13 protein-coding genes are annotated in these 18,588 nt (G+C 34.2%); 11 read left to right on the plus strand and 2 right to left on the minus strand.

Annotation, left to right across the window (positions count from 1 at the left end; genetic code table 11):
• Positions 1 to 74 precede the first annotated feature (74 nt).
• The 4 genes from BMY56_RS12350 (at position 75) to BMY56_RS12365 (ending at position 4,763) form a co-directional block, all read left to right on the plus strand.
• Positions 75 to 683 carry an SPOR domain-containing protein gene (locus BMY56_RS12350; protein ID WP_079512071.1) on the plus strand — a complete coding sequence of 203 codons (609 nt, stop codon included), beginning with the start codon at positions 75 to 77 and terminating at the stop codon, positions 681 to 683.
• Positions 683 to 1,591, plus strand: a complete 909-nt coding sequence (menA, locus tag BMY56_RS12355; RefSeq protein ID WP_091624659.1) for a 1,4-dihydroxy-2-naphthoate octaprenyltransferase — start codon at positions 683 to 685, stop codon at positions 1,589 to 1,591. The genes BMY56_RS12350 and menA overlap by 1 nt, the downstream gene beginning before the upstream one ends.
• A gap of 33 nt (positions 1,592 to 1,624) precedes the next feature.
• Positions 1,625 to 2,386: a LytR/AlgR family response regulator transcription factor gene (locus BMY56_RS12360; protein WP_091624662.1), complete on the plus strand. Its 762-nt coding sequence runs from the start codon at positions 1,625 to 1,627 to the stop codon at positions 2,384 to 2,386.
• 406 nt (positions 2,387 to 2,792) lie between these two features.
• Positions 2,793 to 4,763, plus strand: coding sequence for a tetratricopeptide repeat-containing sensor histidine kinase (locus BMY56_RS12365; RefSeq protein WP_091625044.1), 1,971 nt, complete (start codon positions 2,793 to 2,795; stop codon positions 4,761 to 4,763).
• Position 4,764: 1 nt separating this feature from the next.
• Here BMY56_RS12365 and BMY56_RS12370 read toward each other — a convergent pair whose 3' ends face one another.
• Positions 4,765 to 5,568, minus strand: coding sequence for an SDR family oxidoreductase (locus BMY56_RS12370; protein ID WP_245737214.1), 804 nt, complete (start codon positions 5,566 to 5,568; stop codon positions 4,765 to 4,767).
• 36 nt (positions 5,569 to 5,604) lie between these two features.
• Here BMY56_RS12370 and BMY56_RS12375 point away from each other — a divergent pair, with 36 nt between their 5' ends.
• The 7 genes from BMY56_RS12375 to BMY56_RS12405 all read left to right on the plus strand — a co-directional run bounded on the left by BMY56_RS12375 (position 5,605) and on the right by BMY56_RS12405 (position 16,957).
• Complete coding sequence (locus BMY56_RS12375; RefSeq protein ID WP_091624665.1) at positions 5,605 to 6,657, plus strand: o-succinylbenzoate synthase; 1,053 nt, start codon at positions 5,605 to 5,607, stop codon at positions 6,655 to 6,657.
• A complete protein-coding gene (locus tag BMY56_RS12380) occupies positions 6,648 to 7,580 on the plus strand; it encodes a CPBP family intramembrane glutamic endopeptidase (RefSeq protein ID WP_091624668.1) in 933 nt (310 codons plus the stop codon). The genes BMY56_RS12375 and BMY56_RS12380 overlap by 10 nt, the downstream gene beginning before the upstream one ends.
• Complete coding sequence (locus BMY56_RS12385) at positions 7,573 to 8,643, plus strand: AMP-binding protein (RefSeq protein ID WP_091624670.1); 1,071 nt, start codon at positions 7,573 to 7,575, stop codon at positions 8,641 to 8,643. Before BMY56_RS12380 ends, BMY56_RS12385 begins: the two co-directional genes overlap by 8 nt.
• Before the next feature lie 93 nt (positions 8,644 to 8,736).
• Positions 8,737 to 10,815, plus strand: coding sequence for a vWA domain-containing protein (locus BMY56_RS12390; protein ID WP_091624673.1), 2,079 nt, complete (start codon positions 8,737 to 8,739; stop codon positions 10,813 to 10,815).
• Positions 10,816 to 10,911: 96 nt separating this feature from the next.
• Positions 10,912 to 12,258: a M24 family metallopeptidase gene (locus BMY56_RS12395; protein WP_091625051.1), complete on the plus strand. Its 1,347-nt coding sequence runs from the start codon at positions 10,912 to 10,914 to the stop codon at positions 12,256 to 12,258.
• A 149-nt stretch (positions 12,259 to 12,407) separates the two neighbouring features.
• Positions 12,408 to 15,026, plus strand: a complete 2,619-nt coding sequence (locus BMY56_RS12400; protein WP_091624675.1) for a carboxypeptidase-like regulatory domain-containing protein — start codon at positions 12,408 to 12,410, stop codon at positions 15,024 to 15,026.
• Positions 15,027 to 15,202: 176 nt separating this feature from the next.
• The gene (locus tag BMY56_RS12405) at positions 15,203 to 16,957 is read left to right on the plus strand and encodes a SusC/RagA family TonB-linked outer membrane protein (protein WP_177170965.1); all 1,755 of its coding nucleotides are present in this window, start codon (positions 15,203 to 15,205) and stop codon (positions 16,955 to 16,957) included.
• On the opposite strand, the gene BMY56_RS12410 is transcribed toward BMY56_RS12405, so the two are convergent.
• Complete coding sequence (locus BMY56_RS12410; protein WP_091625054.1) at positions 16,954 to 18,582, minus strand: acyl-CoA carboxylase subunit beta; 1,629 nt, start codon at positions 18,580 to 18,582, stop codon at positions 16,954 to 16,956. The two genes, BMY56_RS12405 and BMY56_RS12410, sit on opposite strands and share 4 nt — an antisense overlap.
• Between the last annotated feature and the right edge of the window lie 6 nt (positions 18,583 to 18,588).

An 18,588-nucleotide genomic window follows, 5' to 3' on the forward strand; every position in this document is an offset into this window, starting at 1 on the left:
TTTGTGTGAAATAAAAAAATATTAATATTTTTTAACTTACATTTAGATTTTAAGCATCATAATTATTTTTAAGTATGCCTTTTATAGAAGAGAGTGATTTATTAGAATTACATAAAGATGTAGATAAAGCCCAGATTATTAATGAGCGCCTTCTGGATCAGATAAAATATAAAAACAAGGAATTAAAAAAAAGTAAGATTCAGCGAAACATATTTGCTGGTATAACAACCCTATTTTTAATAGGTGGTTTAGCTTTTACTTCTTTTACGGCAGGTTTATCAAGTTCAGGTGGATTCAATAGAAAGGCATCAAATGATTTAGTCTTGACTTCTATTGATAGTGTAGATGCTATAAGAACCCGATTAGAAAGTTTAAAAGAACAGAATGAAGAACTAAGTCTTGTAAAAGAGTTTTACTTAGCCAAAGAGTTCTTACAGAAAGAGAAGATTTATTCCGTTCAGGTAAAGTCGTTCGTAGATAATAATGTAACCTTGGCTTCTGAAGCACTTACCAACACACTTTTTGTTAAAACAAATCCATTTTACTCATATTCTCTAGGTAATTTTGAGACCTTGCAAGAAGCACAGTCTTTTAGAAAGCAATTGGTAGATATCGGTTTTGGAGATGCTTTCGTCGCATCTTACCAAGATGGTAAAAGAATTCAAATAGAAGATCCTTATTAGTGACTAAAGTTAATGCATGGCTAAATGCAGCAAGGCTTAGAACTCTTCCTCTATCTATATCCGGTATACTTGTAGGTACAGCAATTGCGTCCTTTTATGGAGTAACAAATACACTAATTTTTATATTTGCGTTATGTACTACCGTAGGGCTTCAAATTACTTCTAATTTTGCCAATGATTATGGTGATGGTGTAAAAGGAACGGATAATGATTCAAGATTAGGCCCGAAAAGAGCTTTACAAAGCGGACTTCTAACCGCAAAAGAGTTAAAGCGGGGAATCTATATTAGCATTGGTATTAATAGCATTCTAATAGTAGTATTAATCATAATCTCCTTTGGATTAAAAGAAATTCTATTTCCAGTAATATTTCTAATTTTGGGAACCTTCGCTATTTGGGCAGCTATTAAATATACCGTAGGTAAATCAGCTTATGGGTATAATGGGCTGGGTGATATTTTCGTTTTTATTTTCTTCGGATTGGTTAGTGTTCTTGGTTCAATGTTTTTGTATCTGAAGGCTATATATTTTATTGCTTTTCTACCGGCTATAGCAATTGGGTTGTTAAGTGTTGGCGTTCTTAACCTGAATAATATGCGAGATATTAAATCAGATAAATCGGTAGGTAAAAATACTTTGGTCGTTAAATTAGGACTACAAAAAGCTAAGATGTATCATTACACCTTACTATCAATTTCATTTCTGTGCTTGTTTTATTACTTGTCCACAACAAATGGATCACTAATTCGTTATGTAAGTCTTATGGGGTTCGTGCCTGTTTTTATTCATATGCGTAAAGTGGCAGTGACGATCAATGAGGCAGAACTTGATCCAGAGCTAAAAAAATTGGCCTTAAGTACCTTTTTTACCGCTCTTGTGTTTTTTATTAGTTATTATTATTTTTTGTAATTTTGAGTGTAACCTTCTAAACCATTTTAGATCTTGGAACAACCCATTAAAATTCTTATTGTAGAGGACAACGTGATTATCGCTGATGACATGCAGTCTATGTTAGAGGAAATAGGATATGAAATTGTTGATAATGTTATTGTCTATGAACAGGCAGTTGAAGTGCTAAAAACACAACAAGTTGATTTAGTTCTTATCGATATTATTTTAGCGTCTGACAAGACCGGAATAGATTTAGGGAAGCACATAAGGGAGAATTACGATATTCCTTTCATTTTTGTTACTTCCAACTCGGATCGTGCAACTGTTGAAAATGCAAAAACGGTAAAGCCAAACGGTTATTTGGTTAAGCCATTTGAACAACAAGATTTATACACATCTATAGAAATTGCACTTTCAAATTTCATTTATGGTAAGCAAAATGTAGCTAAAGGTATTTCTAGCGAAGATGTAAATGAAGATGTACCAATGTCAAATTCAATTTTAAAGGATTCGATATTTGTCAAAAAACAACATTTATATTATAGAATTCAGTTTGGTGATATTCAATTTATAAAAGCGGATAACGTTTATTTAGAAGTGAACACAATCGATAAGAAGTTTTTGGTTCGTTCGCCTTTAAAAGACTATTTAGAGAAATTACCTCAGAACAAGTTTTATAGAGCCCATAAATCTTATATTGTGAATGTAGATCATATCGATGCTATCAATTCAAAAGATATAATGATTAATAATACCCTAATACCGATATCTAAAGATTTCAAAGAGTTCATAATTTCGGCTATGAATTCATAATTCAATGCTTCAAAAATTAAAAACACCTTTTTTAAGGTGTTTTTTTTGATTTAAAGCTAGATGAAAGGTGAATATTCATCGATAAAGTGAGTGGTATTTTCGATGTAATACACTGTTTAGGTTTTAGAAATGCATTCACAACAACTATTGGGGTTTACACAACAATTAATGCGAAGCCGTTTGGCTAATTTTTAAATTTGTTTAATTAGAAATTTATACTACTCTAGGTGATAGAGTGTTCTATGAATACGAAATAGAGTACGTTTTCTAATTGTTTTATAAAAAGTGCGTAGAACACGCTTTTTGAGTTTAAAGGTATTTGATAATCTTAACTTACCTAGCTCACAACAAAAGTTTAGTAGAATCAGTTTTTAGTTCTAAGTTTGATTCTGTTTTTAAATATGATATGAAAAAAATAGTTGTTTTGAGATTCATATGTGTTTTCTTCATAAGTGCATTTTCATGCCTTCTTGTTGCACAGGACAGTTTGCCATCTCAAGATGAAGATTATTATAAGCAGTTTCAAGATTTAGAGAACGGAGAACTTCGTTCTTTCTTCTTTTTCAATACTCCTAACCGATACAATCAGAACTCTCCTTACGATTGGTTAGATACTGTCAACGTTTATTTAAATAGTTCTGAGAAAACAAATGATTCTACCTCCATAAGAAATTATCAATTAATTCAGGCTCAAATTTATTATGATTTAGGCAACTACGAAAAGAGTTTGGCAATTTCTAGGTCTGTTTATGATTATATGGACACATTGGATAAAGATGTAAAAAAGACCATTTTAGAGTTGATGGATGGTAATTACGCAATGCTACAATTGTATGACAAGCAAATAGAGATTAGAAGGATTAAACGTGAATTAGGCTTTAATGAAAATGTTGCTTTCTATGATATTTATGCAAGTCTAGGTCAATATCGAAAGGCCATGCGTGATTATATGACTGAAGAAAAGAAAGAATTAAAGGATGACGATTATTATGGTCAGGCCATATATAACAATACTATTGGTGATTATTTAAGACTTGATAAATCGACACCAACTGCACTTAGTTATTTTAAAAAGGCTGAAGGCCTAATAAAGGTGTTTTTAAGTGATGTTACTAATCAGAGAACGGATAAGGAAATAGCTGATGGTAGAATTTTAAACGGAATTATAATAGGTAATATTGGTAAATGCCATGTTCAATTAAATGAATATGAAAAGGCCATTCCTTTTCTTGAGGAGAGTAGAGAACTTATTAAGAAGTACAATAAAAGTAAGTTTTCATCAGATTTAATAGAAAACACGTTAGCGCTAGCGGAGTGTTATCTAAAATTGGATAATTACAAAAAGGCGACCGATTATTTGAGTGATGATTTAAACCCGATAAAGACTGATAATATTCTAAAACGTAATAGGATTTATGCAGATTACTATTATAAAACTGGAGATTTCAAAAACTCTACCACGTATTTAAAGAAGAATATAAGAATAAGAGATTCTATAGATGCTCAAGCATCGAATATTAAAAATCAACAATTGACTTCTGTTGTTACTCAAGATTTGGAGAATTCCAGAAAAATGATGGAGAAACAGAAGGCTCAATTAGAAGAGTCTAGAAAAGATATTAAAGCTAGAGATGATAAGATTAGTTTGGTGTTTATATCGTTGATATTTACATTAATGGGATTCGCTGGTTTGGTCTATGCTTATTTAAAGAGTATAAAGAACCAGAGGCTTATTGCAGAGCAGAAGTTTATCATTGAAAACTCGTTGGTCGAAAAAGATTCTTTGCTAAAAGAGATACATCATAGGGTTAAGAATAATCTTCAGATGGTTTCTAGCCTATTAAGTCTTCAAACTAAAAATACACGTAGTAAAGCCGCAATAGAGGCGTTAGAGGAAGGTAAGAGTAGGGTGAAAGCAATGGCTTTAATTCATCAAAAATTGTATCAGAATGATGATTTGTCGGTTATTGAAATGCAAAGTTATATAGAGAGCTTAATTAATAGTATACAGTCTGTTTACAAAAAAGGTGGGCATAATATTACGATTACAATTGATGCCGAAGGCGTTGAATTAGATATTGATAGGGCAATACCTTTCGGATTAATATTAAATGAATTGGTTTCTAATTCCTTTAAATATGCATTTCCACAAGATGATGGTAATGGTAAAATTTATATTCATTTGCGTAAAATAGCTGGTCAAGAAGGATTTTTTGAATATACTGACAATGGCATTGGTTTACCTGAAGATTCAGAAGAACGGGCAAATTCTTCTATGGGAATTCGCCTAATGAATAGATTGGCAAATCAATTGCAAACTTCTTTGAATACAGATAGAACTGCTGATGGGGTACGTTTTTGGTTTAATTTTAAATAGTCTACCTAACTTTACTTTTAAGAACAATTTTATGTAATAATTTTGGAAAAAATCGTTTTATATAAATTCCATATTTTTCTTTTCCGCCAATATAGGTTTCGAATTTTTTCTTTTTAATAGCAGTAATAATTTTCTCAGCACATTGGTTTACTGGCATACCATTTTCGGTAGCATTATCTTCTTTCATTAAAGCACTGCCATCTCCTGTTAATGCATTTTTAGCTACGTTGGTTTGAATGAACCCGGGGCAAATTAATGAGACATCAATATTATCTTTTTCATGCTCCATTCGTAGGGCATCGAAGAAGCCATGTAGCGCATGTTTTGCTCCACAATATCCAGAACGATAGGGCGATGAAAATTTCCCCATTAAACTAGTGATAGTGACAAAATGGCCGCTTTTTTGAGTTATAAAAAAAGGTAGCAGATGTTTGGTTAATTTTATAGTACCCAGATAATTAACATCAATCATTTGTTGGTAAACTTCAAACTTGGTGTCGATTATCAATGAACGTTGACTTAGCCCACTATTATTGATTAAAATATCGATTTTGCCATATAAGGATATGGCATTTTTGGTAATACTTTCCAATGAGTCAAAATCAGTTAAATCTAATGGAAGAACCAGCGCATTTTCTGAAAATTTACAATTGTTTTTTACTTTTGTTAGGATGTCTTCTCGACGAGCTGAAAGTATTACTTTATCACCTTGTGCATTCAATTGGTAAGCTAATGCTTCACCAATACCTGATGATGCTCCCGTAATCCAAATCACTCTATTTCCCATACTTTCTAATCCGTTCATATTAAAGTGAAAATATAGCTAAATTTGAAGGATTATATGAAAGCAACTTTTAAAAAGTATCTACTCAATTTTAAAAATCCCAGTGGTACGTCTAGAGGAATTCTACGAACCAAAGAGACTTGGTTTTTGATTTTAGAGGATGAAGGAAAGTGGGGGATTGGCGAATGCGGACTTTTTAGAGGATTAAGTTATGATGATGTTCCTGAATATGAGGAGAAGTGTTCTTGGGTTGTAGAGCATATAGATTTAGGGGAATTGGAATTATTGAAGCATCTGACTAAATATCCTAGTATTCAATTCGGATTGGAGCAGGCATTTTTATCGATTCGTGCTCATCATCCTTTCGAGCTTTTTGAGTCTTCATTTTTAAATGAACACCAACCGATTTCAATTAATGGTTTGGTGTGGATGGGAGATAAGGATTTTATGCACCGTCAAATAGAGAATAAGCTTAAGGATGGCTTCACTTGTATTAAAATGAAAATTGGTGCTATTGATTTCGATACCGAAATTGATCTGTTAAAATCGATTCGTAAACGGTATTCAAAGAATGAAATTGAATTGCGGGTCGATGCTAATGGTGCTTTCTTACCCCAGGAAGCTTTGGAAAAATTAGAACGACTTTCAAAATTAGATTTGCATTCCATTGAACAACCCATAAAAGTTGGGCAACCGACAGAAATGTATAAGTTATGTCGAAATACACCTTTGCCAATTGCTCTTGATGAAGAATTAATTGGTGTAGTAGATGTAACGAAAAAGAAAGAATTATTACAAACTATACAACCGCAATATATTATCTTGAAACCAAGCTTAGTAGGTGGCTTTGAAGGAAGTATGCAGTGGATTAGTTTAGCAGAAACGAATGGAATAGGATGGTGGATTACCAGCGCACTTGAAAGTAACATAGGGTTGAATGCCATTGCACAATGGACCGCCACCTTAGGCAGTAAAATGCCTCAAGGTTTGGGCACTGGTTCCTTGTTTGTAAATAATATTGAAAGTCCATTAGAAGTGGCTAAGGGCGGCTTGTATTATGGCAAGTCAAAAAATTGGAAAAATAATTTAATTGAAAGTTTATGTATATAGAACAAGGGTATAAAGGAGATTTAGGTTTATGGAAATATTTGATTATCCCCGGATGTTTTATTGGTTTAATGATTGTTAATTATATAGCAATACTTTATTCACCGGTAAGTGTAGAAGATACGATGGCGCAAATGGTTAAGGCCTTAGGGTCTAATGTGGTACTGATAATAGTACTTGCCCCACTTGCTGCAGGACTTTTTATGGTACTTGGTTGGACCAAATTAGTTCATTCTCAATCTATAACTTCTTTGACCACCTCTCGAAAAAGAATAGATTGGAAAAGAGTGTTTTTTGCGTTCGGTATTTGGGGACTTGTTACTGTAGTCTTAACTTTTGTCAGTATTTACTTTTCACCAGAAGATTTTAAGTTTAATTTTAAGTTAATACCATTTCTATCATTAGCTGTGATTGGGCTTTTGTTGATTCCTTTGCAAACAAGTTTCGAAGAGTATTTATTTAGAGGATATATGATGCAAGGCCTAGGCATTTTTGCAAAGAATAGGTGGTTTCCTTTATTGGTAACTTCTGTATTATTTGGATTGATGCATTTGGGTAACCCCGAAGTTGAAAAACTAGGTTATGGTATAATGGTATATTATATAGGTACTGGTTTTTTCTTAGGTATTATAACTTTAATGGATGAAGGTCTTGAGTTAGCTCTGGGATTTCATGCTGCTAATAATTTATTTGGAGCTTTGTTAGTTACTGCAGATTGGCAAGCATTTAGTGTAGAATCTTTATATAGGGATGTTTCGCAACCCGTTCTTGGATGGGATGTCTTGGTGCCTATTTTTGTTGTGTTTCCAATTCTATTAATTATATTCTCAAAAAAATATGGTTGGACCAATTGGAAAGACAAGCTAGCGGGCAAAGTGTTAAGTAAAGAAGAGTTCTTAGCTACCCAAAAAGAAAAAATTGTATAAAGTCAAAATACATCCGAGCTTTTGTATTAATGGCAAAGGACTTTTAGTAGATGACCTTTTAGAATTCGGCTACAGCTATATTAAGGAAGGTGAGGAGTTTGAAAAATACATAGGGGAATTTGTTTTAGATTGGATAGATAATTCGTCAAAAGTTACTGTACATACTTCTGGGTCGACCGGTACTCCTAAAACGATTACACTTAAAAAAGAACAAATGATAAATAGCGCACTAGCAACAGGGCGCTATTTTAATATTTTCTCTGGAGATTCTGCATTACTTTGTTTACCTGCAACATATATTGCAGGTAAGATGATGCTGGTAAGGGCTATGGTGTTAGGGCTTGACCTTTATATTGTTCCACCAACTTCAACTCCATTAAATGGTATAGATAAAACATTTGAATTTGGTGCTATGGTGCCTCTTCAGGCTTTGAACTCCTTATCATCTTTACATCAAGTTAAAATCTTAATTATAGGTGGAGCTTCCATTTCGAGCGATTTAATAGATAAATTGAAAGCTATTGACAATAATAGTTTTGAAACTTATGGTATGACCGAGACGATAACCCATATAGCGGTTAAACCATTGAATAAGCTAAATAAGTCAAATGTTCCTTTTAAAACCTTACCAGATGTTGAAATATCAAAAGATGATAGGGATTGTTTAGTGATTAATTCCCCAAAAATAGCTGAGGAAATAGTAATAACCAATGATGTAGTTGAGCTAGTTTCTGACAATGAATTTAGATGGTTGGGTCGATACGATAACATGATAAATTCCGGTGGTATTAAATTAAACCCAGAACAAATAGAATCTAAACTTTCAGATATACTACATCAAAGTTTTTTTATTAGTTCCTTACCAGACCCAAAACTAGGCGAGCAAGTTGTGTTGATTTTAGAAGGTGAGGTTGATAAGGGAAATATAATGAAACACCTTATCGCCAGTAAGGTTTTGAACAAGTATGAGCTGCCCCGACTTATAAAAGCTATTCCGAAATTCTTACGGACAGATAGCGGTAAGATAAAAAGAAAAGAAACAATAGCCTTATTAAAATCATAGCTTCCCTAACCAAAACGTAAGCTTCCCTAATTCCTCATTTTTTTCATACTACTTCTTTTTTAGGTTTATCACTCAAACTTAAAACCGACAGTTATGAAAAATGCAACATTTCTATTTCTTCTTTTCAGTAGTTTCTTTTTATCCGCCCAACAAATGATGATAAACGGTACGGTTACAGATTCCGATGGTTTTCCATTACCAGGCGCTACTGTTTTAATAAAAGGTACTTCGAATGGCACGCAAACCGATTTTGATGGTAACTATTCTATCATGGCTTATAAAGGAGCCAAATTGGTATTTAATTACATTGGTTATAAAACCAAGGAAATTGAAATTCAAGATTTGGCAATTATCCATGTATCTCTAGAGGAAGATTATGAAGCTTTAGAGGAAATTGTTGTAATGGGTTATGGTATTGGCTCAAGTACATATGCAGTTGGATCAGTATCTAGGCTCAATAAAAGAGAATCTCAAAAAAACAATTTACAACTCAGTATTAGTAGACAGTTACAAGGCAAGGTGAGAGGTGTAGTTATAGATAAAAAAAATAACGAAACTAAAGTTGAACGGCCTCTATATATTGTTGATGGCATTCCTATTCAAAAGGAATATAACACCATTGTCGAGAGCTTGAATAACGATGATATTGCAGAAAAAAAAATATTAAAAGGAGGCAAAGCTAAAAATATATACGGCAATGTAGCTCAACACGGTTGTGTTGTCATTACGACGGTAAACGGTAATTATGTTGTTGAGAAAGATGAAAACTATGCTAGAATTACAGAAAATCAATTTAAAAAAGCCGAAATTAATCCTTTATCTACTTTTTCTATCGATGTAGATAAAGCGGCCTATAGCAATATTAGAAGGTTCATAAATAATGGGCAGGAAGTTCCAGTAGATGCGGTCAAAATAGAAGAAATGATAAACTATTTTGATTATGACTACCCTAAACCAACAAATGATCATCCCTTTTCTATAAATACGGATGTGGCTCAAACACCTTGGAATACTGACACCAAATTGGTCCGAATAGGTTTACAGGGTAAAGAATATTTAAATAAAGAACTACCAGCGTCTAATCTTACTTTTTTAATCGATGTTTCTGGGTCAATGTCAGACAGTAATAAATTGCCCTTATTGAAATCTGCCTTCAAACTTTTGGTAAATCAATTACGAGAGAAGGACAGGGTGTCGATTGTTGTATATGCGGGGGCTGCAGGTATTGTGTTAGAGCCGACCTCAGGTAACAATAAGTTGAAGATTATGAATGCGTTGAACAAACTAGAGGCGGGTGGTTCTACCGCAGGAGGGCAAGGTATTGAATTGGCCTATAAATTGGCCGAGAAACATTTTAAAAAGAATGGGAATAACAGAGTAATACTAGCAACCGATGGTGATTTTAATGTGGGATTATCAAATGATAAGGATATGGAAGATCTTATAACTGAAAAAAGGGAGTCTGGTGTTTTTCTTTCCGTCTTAGGCTTTGGAATGGGTAATTATAAGGATTCAAAATTGGAAACTTTGGCAGATAAAGGCAATGGCAACCATGGTTACATCGATACCATGCAAGAAGCACAGAAATTATTTGGGAAGGAATTCGGTGGTACTTTATTTACAATAGCCAAAGACGTTAAAATACAGATTGAATTTAATCCCAATAAAGTAAAGTCTTATAGGTTAATTGGATATGAAAATAGATTATTGGCAGATGAGGATTTTATAGATGATACCAAAGATGCAGGTGAATTGGGTAGCGCACATAAGGTAACTGCATTATATGAAATTATAGAAGTTGGTATAGATTCAGAATACGTAAAAGAGGTGGCAGATTTGAAATACACGAATAGTGAAGCAAAGGTTGTTTTTTCAGACGAATTATTTACAGTGAAATTTAGATATAAAAAACCTGATGGTTTTAAAAGTATCGAATTGGTTCATGTTCAAAAAAATATTAATAAAGAAATGTCCGTAGATTTTCAGTTTGTTTCTGCAGTTGCGTTATTTGGCCAACAATTAAGAAAATCAGCTTTTACAAATAAAACTTCCTTTAATGATGTTGTTGTATTGGCAGAAAAGGGAAGAGGAGAAGATGTTAATGGTTATAGAGCAGAATTTATACGATTGGTAAAAAGTGTGAATGAGAAATTAGTAACGGTTAGGCGCTAAATATATAAAGACATCAAATTCTAGTTTTTTTAAAGGAATAGACTATTTCAAATGTTGGTTATTTTGTATTTTCAAACAATATATAATTTAACACTTATGAATAAACTATTCCTTTTAGTATGCCTGATATTTATTGGCAAAACATATGCACAGCAAATTCTTTCAGAAAAAGAACGTGCAATTGTAATCGATGAAATCTTAGATGATCGATTTAATAATCTATTACCTCAATTGATGGATGCAGCTGGGTTAGATATGTGGGTGGTTATTTCAAGAGAGTATAATGAAGATCCAGTTATTAAGACAATGTTACCTGCTACTTGGCTAAATGCTAGAAGACGTACAATTCTGTTGTTTTATAGAAATAAAGAGAAAAACACCATAGAGAAACTTGCAGTTGCCCGTTATAATGTGGGTAAAAATATAGTATCAGCTTGGGATAAAGAACAAGAGCCGGATCAGTGGAAGCGTTTAATGCAATTGATAACAGAAAGAAATCCGAATAAAATAGGACTTAACTTTTCTAAAGATCACAACATTGCTGATGGCTTGGTAAAAACCGATTATGAGGAGTTCATAGAGAATCTTCCAAAAAAATACACATCTAAAGTAGTTTCTGCGCAGCAACTTGCTGTTCGATGGATTGAGACTAGATCAGAACGTGAAATGGTTATCTATGACCAACTAGTAGATATTACCCATGATATTATCGCAGAAGCTTTTTCTGAAAAAGTAATAACTCCGGGAGTTACAAGAACATCAGATGTTGTTTGGTGGATGCGCCAAAAGGTAACCGATTTAGGGTTAGATACTTGGTTTCACCCTACTGTTGATGTACAAAGAAGTGAAAAAGATAATGCGAGCAAATTTTATTCCTTTGCTGATAAACCAGATGATATGGTAATCCTTCCAGGTGACTTAGTGCATTGCGATTTCGGAATTACTTATTTACGTCTAAATACAGACTGCCAAGAATTAGCATATGTTTTAAAACCTGAGGAAACTTCAGCACCTGATTTTTTAATCGACGGGCTTAAGGACGGTAATAGGGTGCAAGATTTTTTAACGACAAATATGATAAAAGGCAAGAGCGGAAATGATATTTTGGCGAAGTCATTAAGTGAAGCTAAGGCAGCTGGTTTAAAACCTTCAATCTACACGCATCCTTTAGGTATGTATGGGCATTCTGCAGGTACCACAATTGGTATGTGGGATTCTCAAGGCGGTGTTATGCGCGATGATGGGGAAAACTATTTGTTAAACCCCAATACGGTATATGCTATAGAATTGAATACAACTGTCAATATTCCTGAATGGAACAGAGATATTCGTATTATGCTTGAAGAAGCTGGTTTTTATGGTGAAGATGGCTTTAGATATGTAAATGGTCGCCAAACAGAATTGTTGTTAATACCTAGGGTTAAAGGGCATCAGGGTAATTAGGTTTTTAATTAATACTTCTAAAGCTGTAAAGTGTTTCAGTACGAAAATAGTTATAGATCTTATGTTAAGATACGGTTGTTGTTACTATTTTACGATAGGGCTTATTGGTGGTTTTTAACGAAATCACACTTATAATTAACCAGAACAATATGAATGTAAATTGTTTTTTAAATAAAAACCTGCTCATAAGTATATGTGTGGGTTTTTTGCTTTTGTCAAATTGTGTCTTTTCTCAAATCAATTTTAAAGGTGTTGTTACTGATGCCGATACCGGTTTGTCTTTGCCTTTTGTTAATATTGGTTTTATCAACAAGGGACTCGGTACGGTTTCAGATGAATATGGTTCTTTTGCGTTTTTATTCGATTCAGCGAAATTATCTTCCTTGGATACATTAAGGGTTTCTTTTGTAGGGTATAAGGAATATAAGTTGCCATTTTCTAGTGTTATAGATCTGGACATGAAATCTAACAAAATAAAGTTAGAGCCAGAAGTTGTTAGTCTTAATGAAGTTGTTTTGACCAGTAGCAAAAGAAAGAGGAGAAACAAGACCGAGAAAATGGTTGGGTATTCTTTTGTAGGTCAATATAAGAATGGTTCTTGGGAAGGCGAAGGTGCCTTAGGTGGTGAGTTAGTGACAAAAATTAACGTAAACAAAAAAAATAGACAACTTAATGCCTTCTATTTTTATGTTCTAAAAAACACTTCAGATAGCCTCCTGCTGCGGGTTAACATTTATGACGGAACTACCGATTTTCCTGAAAAAAAGTTAACGAGCAAGAGTATAAAATATACCCTAAAAACCAAGATAGGTAAGGTCGGTATTGATTTGGCTCCCTTTGATATTGTTGTTGCGGATGATTTTAGCATTGGTATAGAATTATTAAAAGTATATGGCAATAAATTAAATTTAGTGGTTGCCGGAGACGATACTCCCGGGGTATCTTACCGTAGGTATGTAAGTCAAGGGGAGTGGAAAAGATACTCTCAAGATGCCTTGACCTATTTTGTGAGCACCACTTTGTTAGAGGAAGGGAATGATGAAGATGATGTATTGTTAGAAGAAAAATTAACAACAAATTATACCAATGAGCAATTGTTGCAAAGTATAGGTAGAAATATTGGGGTAGTTAGCGGTTTTGTGTTTAAAGAAGGTGAAAGAGTACAAGGTGTTCAAGTTCAAAATTTATTTTCAAAAGAGGTAACTACTACCAGTGAAGACGGTAGATATAGCATAAAAGCCAAAAGTGGTGACGAATTGAAATTCTCATTTGCCTCTTTACAAAGTGAACTTAGAACAGTTTTGGAAACTACATTCGCTATTAATGTAGCTTTAAAAGAACAAGTAACAGAGCTAGAGGAGGTTACGGTAACTAGTTTTGGAAAGAAAAAAAGAACCCAAGAAGAATTATATAGAGATTTTGATGACGATATTGAAATTATTAAAACATCTTTTGGTATTTATAGTAAGCAGACCTCAGGGTATTCTATGAGTATAATAGATGAGTCGGAATTTGGTAGTGGAGCGTCTTCTCTAGGAAATTTATTACGTGGTAAAATACCTGGGTTAAATATGTTGTCCACGGATAAACTTGATGGTTCAACGGCAATATATTTGAGACAAAACGCCACCAGTAACCCGATACCTGCAGCATTTGAGGTTGATGGACTTATCGTATCAGGTTTTCCGGAATTTCTAGACGTTTCACAAATAAAGCGTATAGCCGTTCTCTCGGGTTTGGCATCTGTGGCAAAATATGGTTCAATTGGTGCTGGCGGTGTAATCATCATTAATACAAAAGCAGCTAACTCTTCATCAAAAATTTCAGGTTCTTCCAGAAAAGGTATGGCATATACTCAAGAAATGGATGAGGTGGTGATAACAGAGGAGGAGGCTCGACGTAATTGGCCAGATTTTTTGCTAGAACTTTATGATAGCCAAAGTTTAATAAAAGCTCAAGATATTTATAATTCTTATGAATCAAAATATGGTACAAACCCTAATTTTAATATTGATGCCAGTACTTATTTTCTTGAATTCTGGGGCAACGAAGTTTTTACAGAAGAGTTGATATCTAAAAATCTAAATCGTTTCAGTAACAATGTTGAATATTTTAAGGCATTGGCATTTGTACTGGATAAAAATAAAAAATATGACCAATCTGTATATTTATATAAGCAAATACTACTATTGAAATCGAATTTTGTAGAATCTTATAGAGATTTGGCCAATGCCTATGTAAAGAATGGGCAGAGCGACCGAGGGGAAAATCTATATGCTAGATATTTCAATTTAATGAAAGAAGGTTTCTTTTCAAAACAACCTGAAGCACTTCAAAATGTAATAAACTCAGAAGTGAAAACTTTACTAGACATTTCAGAAAATGAATTGGATAACTCTTTGTCGAATTTCATTTCTGAAGATAATGTAAAGACAAGGATTTTATTGGAATGGAGCGATGATGCGGCAGAATTAAATTTTCAGTTCATCTCACCGGACAAAACTGTAAATAGTTGGTCAAACACTCAAGATGGCGAGTTAAAGGAGAGTCTAATTTCTAAAGGAGTTACCAGTAAAGATTTTTTCATTTATGACAACCAAGGTTCTTGGCAAATAAATGCAGATTATAAAGGGAATAAGTCCGGTTTGGCCACCTATTTAAAAGTGACTATTAGCACAGATTACGGTTCTGAAAAGCAAAAGGACAGCATAGAACTATTTCGAATGGATATCAAGAATGTGAATAGAAAACTTATTCAAGTGCCTTAAGGGATTTTCGCTTTCCAAAATTGAAGTAGCGGTATTTAAAAATTTGGCTGTCACTTTTAAGTATTTATTTAGGGGCAAATAATGACTTCAAAAGATTTAGTTCGGCGACCAATATTTTTTGCTTGTAATTAATATTTATTTTTTTATATTGTATTGGTTATTAAATTGTTATGAATATGAAAAATTTAGTTTTTACTTTATTCTGCTCTTTTTTAATAAATGTAGGTCTGGCACAAAACATAAAAGAAGTTTTTGGTACGATTTCAGATGATTTTGGTTTCTTGGAAAATGTAATCGTCTCGGTCAACGACCAAGATACGAGAACTGTTTCTGATGTTAAGGGCAATTATCGTATAGCTGTTGAAGAAGGTGATGTACTTCGTTTTGAACATTTGGGGAAGTTGCCATTGGAGATCAAGGTGGAAGATGTAACCCGAATCTTAAACATGACGATGTTTGATGATGCAGAAATGCTAGATGAAGTTACCGTAAATAATAAACGTTTGAAAACACAGGATGAAAGAGCCATGGAATATGCAACCAATCCAAATATTATAAAAAATGCTTATGGTTATTTGGATAAGGAAACTGCAGGATACTCAATGCGTATATTAGAAGAAAAAGATTTTGGTCCACATTATACAGATATTGGTACATTAATGAATGGAAAATTTGCAGGTGTCATGGCACATTGTAATATTTATACTGGGGAAGTTGAAGTAAGTGTTAGAGTAAATAATACCAGTTATGGAAATAATACTGCTATATACGATGTGGATGGTGTTATTATGTATAGTTTACCTTGTAGCTTGATCGATCCGTCAAACATTAAAAAAATCGCAGTAATAAGAGGTCAGGGAGGTTCAGGTTTGTATGGTAGTAATGTCATGGGAGGTGTAGTAGTCATAAATACCAAAACAGGTACATTCGCTTCGGTTCAAAAGGAAAATCTTCAAAGAGCCAAAGAGCGAAACCAAAAGAGTATATATACTGGTGATGCCATACCCATAGATGCACAGCAAGGTCTTCCAACGTATTTAGAGCGTTACCATCAGAGCCTTTCCGAAACGGAGGCGTTAAATATCTACGCCAATGAGCGAGACAAATATGCAGCGTCTTTTTATTTTGTTTTGGATTCCTATGCTTATTTCAAGGAAAAATGGAACAATGATGAATTTGCCGATTCCATCATTAAGAAAAATTATGGATTGTTCGAAAATAACCCCATAGCATTAAAATCACTTGCCTATATGTACCAGGCCCATATGGAATATGAAAAAGCCAAGGACATCTATAAAGAAGTATTCATACTGAGAACGGAGTACGCCCAATCGTATTACGATTTGGCTGAAAGCCATATCGAGAATAAGGAGTATGCCCGGGCGGCAACTATTTTTACCAGGTACGATTATTTAAAAGAGCAGGGATTACTAAACGATGAGAAGGGCGATTTCACCCAGTTTATGAATGTGGAGCTGAATAATCTTTTGGGATTGAAGGAGAACGATTTTTTATCCTTAAAGGAACAAAGCAAGCTGGTTTCCCATGAAAGTTTCAAGGGCACGCGAATTGTCTTTGAATGGGCCGAGAGCGAAGCAGAGTTTGAGTTGCAAATGGTAAATCCCGAAAACAGATTCTTTATCTGGAACCATAGTTTAAAGGACAATTGCGAGCAAATAAAGGACGAAAAATCAATAGGTTATGCCACCAAGGAGTATTTGATAGGCAATACTTACAGAGGGGATTGGCAGGTGAATATCAAATATTTTGGTAACAAAAGTTTGACGCCTACTTATTTGAAGGTAGCGATTTACCATGATTACGGTACCTTTTCGCAACGAAAGGAAACCAAGGTCTTTAAACTGGCTCTTAAAAACGTGAACCAACAATTGTTTACGGTCTCCAACATTAGTGGACTGGTTTCTAATTAAACCTGTAAAATCCCCATATTGAATTGTTTCTCAATAGGAGCATGATTCGCGGCCTCTATACCCAATGAAATCCATTTACGGGTATCTTTTGGGTCTATAATAGCATCGGTCCATAAGCGTGAAGCGGCATAATAAGGAGATACTTGGTTATCATATCGTTGCTTTATCTTATCGAACATTTCCTTTTCCTTTTTATCGGTAATGGTTTCACCTTTCTTTTTAAGAGAAGATTTTTCAATTTGCAAAAGCACTTTTGCGGCAGAATTACCACTCATTACTGCAAGTTCTGCACTTGGCCAAGCAACGATTAATCTTGGGTCGTAAGCCTTTCCACACATAGCATAATTTCCTGCACCATAACTATTACCGATTATGATAGTGAATTTTGGTACAACTGAGTTGCTAACTGCATTTACCATTTTGGCACCATCTTTTATAATACCACCATGTTCACTTTTACTGCCAACCATAAAGCCAGTAACATCCTGTAAAAATACTAACGGAATTTTCTTTTGGTTGCAATTCGCTATAAAGCGTGTTGCCTTATCGGCAGAATCTGAATATATGACACCACCGAACTGCATTTCACCTTTCGCAGTCTTTACTACTTTTCTTTGATTAGCTACAATTCCAACCGCCCAACCGTCTATACGTGCATATCCGGTTAAGATTGTTTGGCCGTACCCGGCCTTATATTCCTCAAATTCAGAATCATCTACCAATCGTTTAATGATTTCCATCATATCATATTGTTCCGACCTTGAACTTGGTAGAATTCCATAAATATCTTCGGGGTTTTCTTTCGGTTTAATACTTTTTTTGCGATTAAATCCCGCTTTAGGGAAATCGCCGATCTTGTCCATAATGTTCTTAATGGTGTCCAAAGCTGCAGCATCGTCTTTTGCTTTGTAATCGGTAACACCACTAATTTCACAGTGCGTAGTTGCCCCGCCTAAGGTTTCGTTATCAATACTTTCACCAATAGCAGCTTTTACTAAATAACTGCCTGCTAAAAATATACTTCCGGTTTTATCCACGATTAATGCTTCATCGCTCATAATGGGTAGATACGCTCCACCGGCAACACAGCTACCCATAACTGCAGATATTTGGGTAATACCCATGCTGCTCATTATGGCATTGTTTCTAAATATGCGTCCGAAATGTTCTTTGTCCGGAAAAATTTCATCCTGTAAAGGCAAATAAACTCCTGCACTATCCACTAAATAGATAATCGGTAATTTATTTTCAATGGCAATTTCTTGGGCTCTTAAATTTTTCTTTGCAGTAATAGGAAACCATGCTCCGGCTTTAACGGTGGCGTCATTAGCAACAACAATGCATTGCTTGCCTTGTACATAGCCTATTTTAATGATAACACCTCCAGAGGGGCACCCACCATGTTCTTCATACATACCGTCACCTACAAATGCGCCTATTTCTATTCGTTCTGTATTTGTATCCAAAAGGTAATCAATACGTTCTCTTGCGGTCATTTTACCTTGGTCATGCTGCTTAGCAATTTTTGCTTTACCACCACCTAAAGAAATCTCGGTAAGTTTGCGCCTAAGGTCTGATAATAATAACTTATTCCTATCTTCGTTTTGATTGAATTTCAAATCCATTCCTTC

The organism is Maribacter orientalis (genome assembly GCF_900109345.1).
Classification (GTDB): Bacteria; Bacteroidota; Bacteroidia; order Flavobacteriales; family Flavobacteriaceae; genus Maribacter; species Maribacter orientalis.

Coding starts and splice junctions, on each gene's coding strand:
- BMY56_RS12365 (WP_091625044.1), top strand. CDS start 2,793: ATGAAAAAAATAGTTGTTTTGAGATTCATATGTGTTTTCTTCATAAGT.
- BMY56_RS12380 (WP_091624668.1), top strand. CDS start 6,648: ATGTATATAGAACAAGGGTATAAAGGAGATTTAGGTTTATGGAAATAT.
- BMY56_RS12395 (WP_091625051.1), top strand. CDS start 10,912: ATGAATAAACTATTCCTTTTAGTATGCCTGATATTTATTGGCAAAACA.
- BMY56_RS12370 (WP_245737214.1), bottom strand. CDS start 5,568: ATGAACGGATTAGAAAGTATGGGAAATAGAGTGATTTGGATTACGGGA.
- BMY56_RS12390 (WP_091624673.1), top strand. CDS start 8,737: ATGAAAAATGCAACATTTCTATTTCTTCTTTTCAGTAGTTTCTTTTTA.
- BMY56_RS12350 (WP_079512071.1), top strand. CDS start 75: ATGCCTTTTATAGAAGAGAGTGATTTATTAGAATTACATAAAGATGTA.
- BMY56_RS12410 (WP_091625054.1), bottom strand. CDS start 18,582: ATGGATTTGAAATTCAATCAAAACGAAGATAGGAATAAGTTATTATTA.
- BMY56_RS12400 (WP_091624675.1), top strand. CDS start 12,408: ATGAATGTAAATTGTTTTTTAAATAAAAACCTGCTCATAAGTATATGT.
- BMY56_RS12375 (WP_091624665.1), top strand. CDS start 5,605: ATGAAAGCAACTTTTAAAAAGTATCTACTCAATTTTAAAAATCCCAGT.
- BMY56_RS12405 (WP_177170965.1), top strand. CDS start 15,203: ATGAAAAATTTAGTTTTTACTTTATTCTGCTCTTTTTTAATAAATGTA.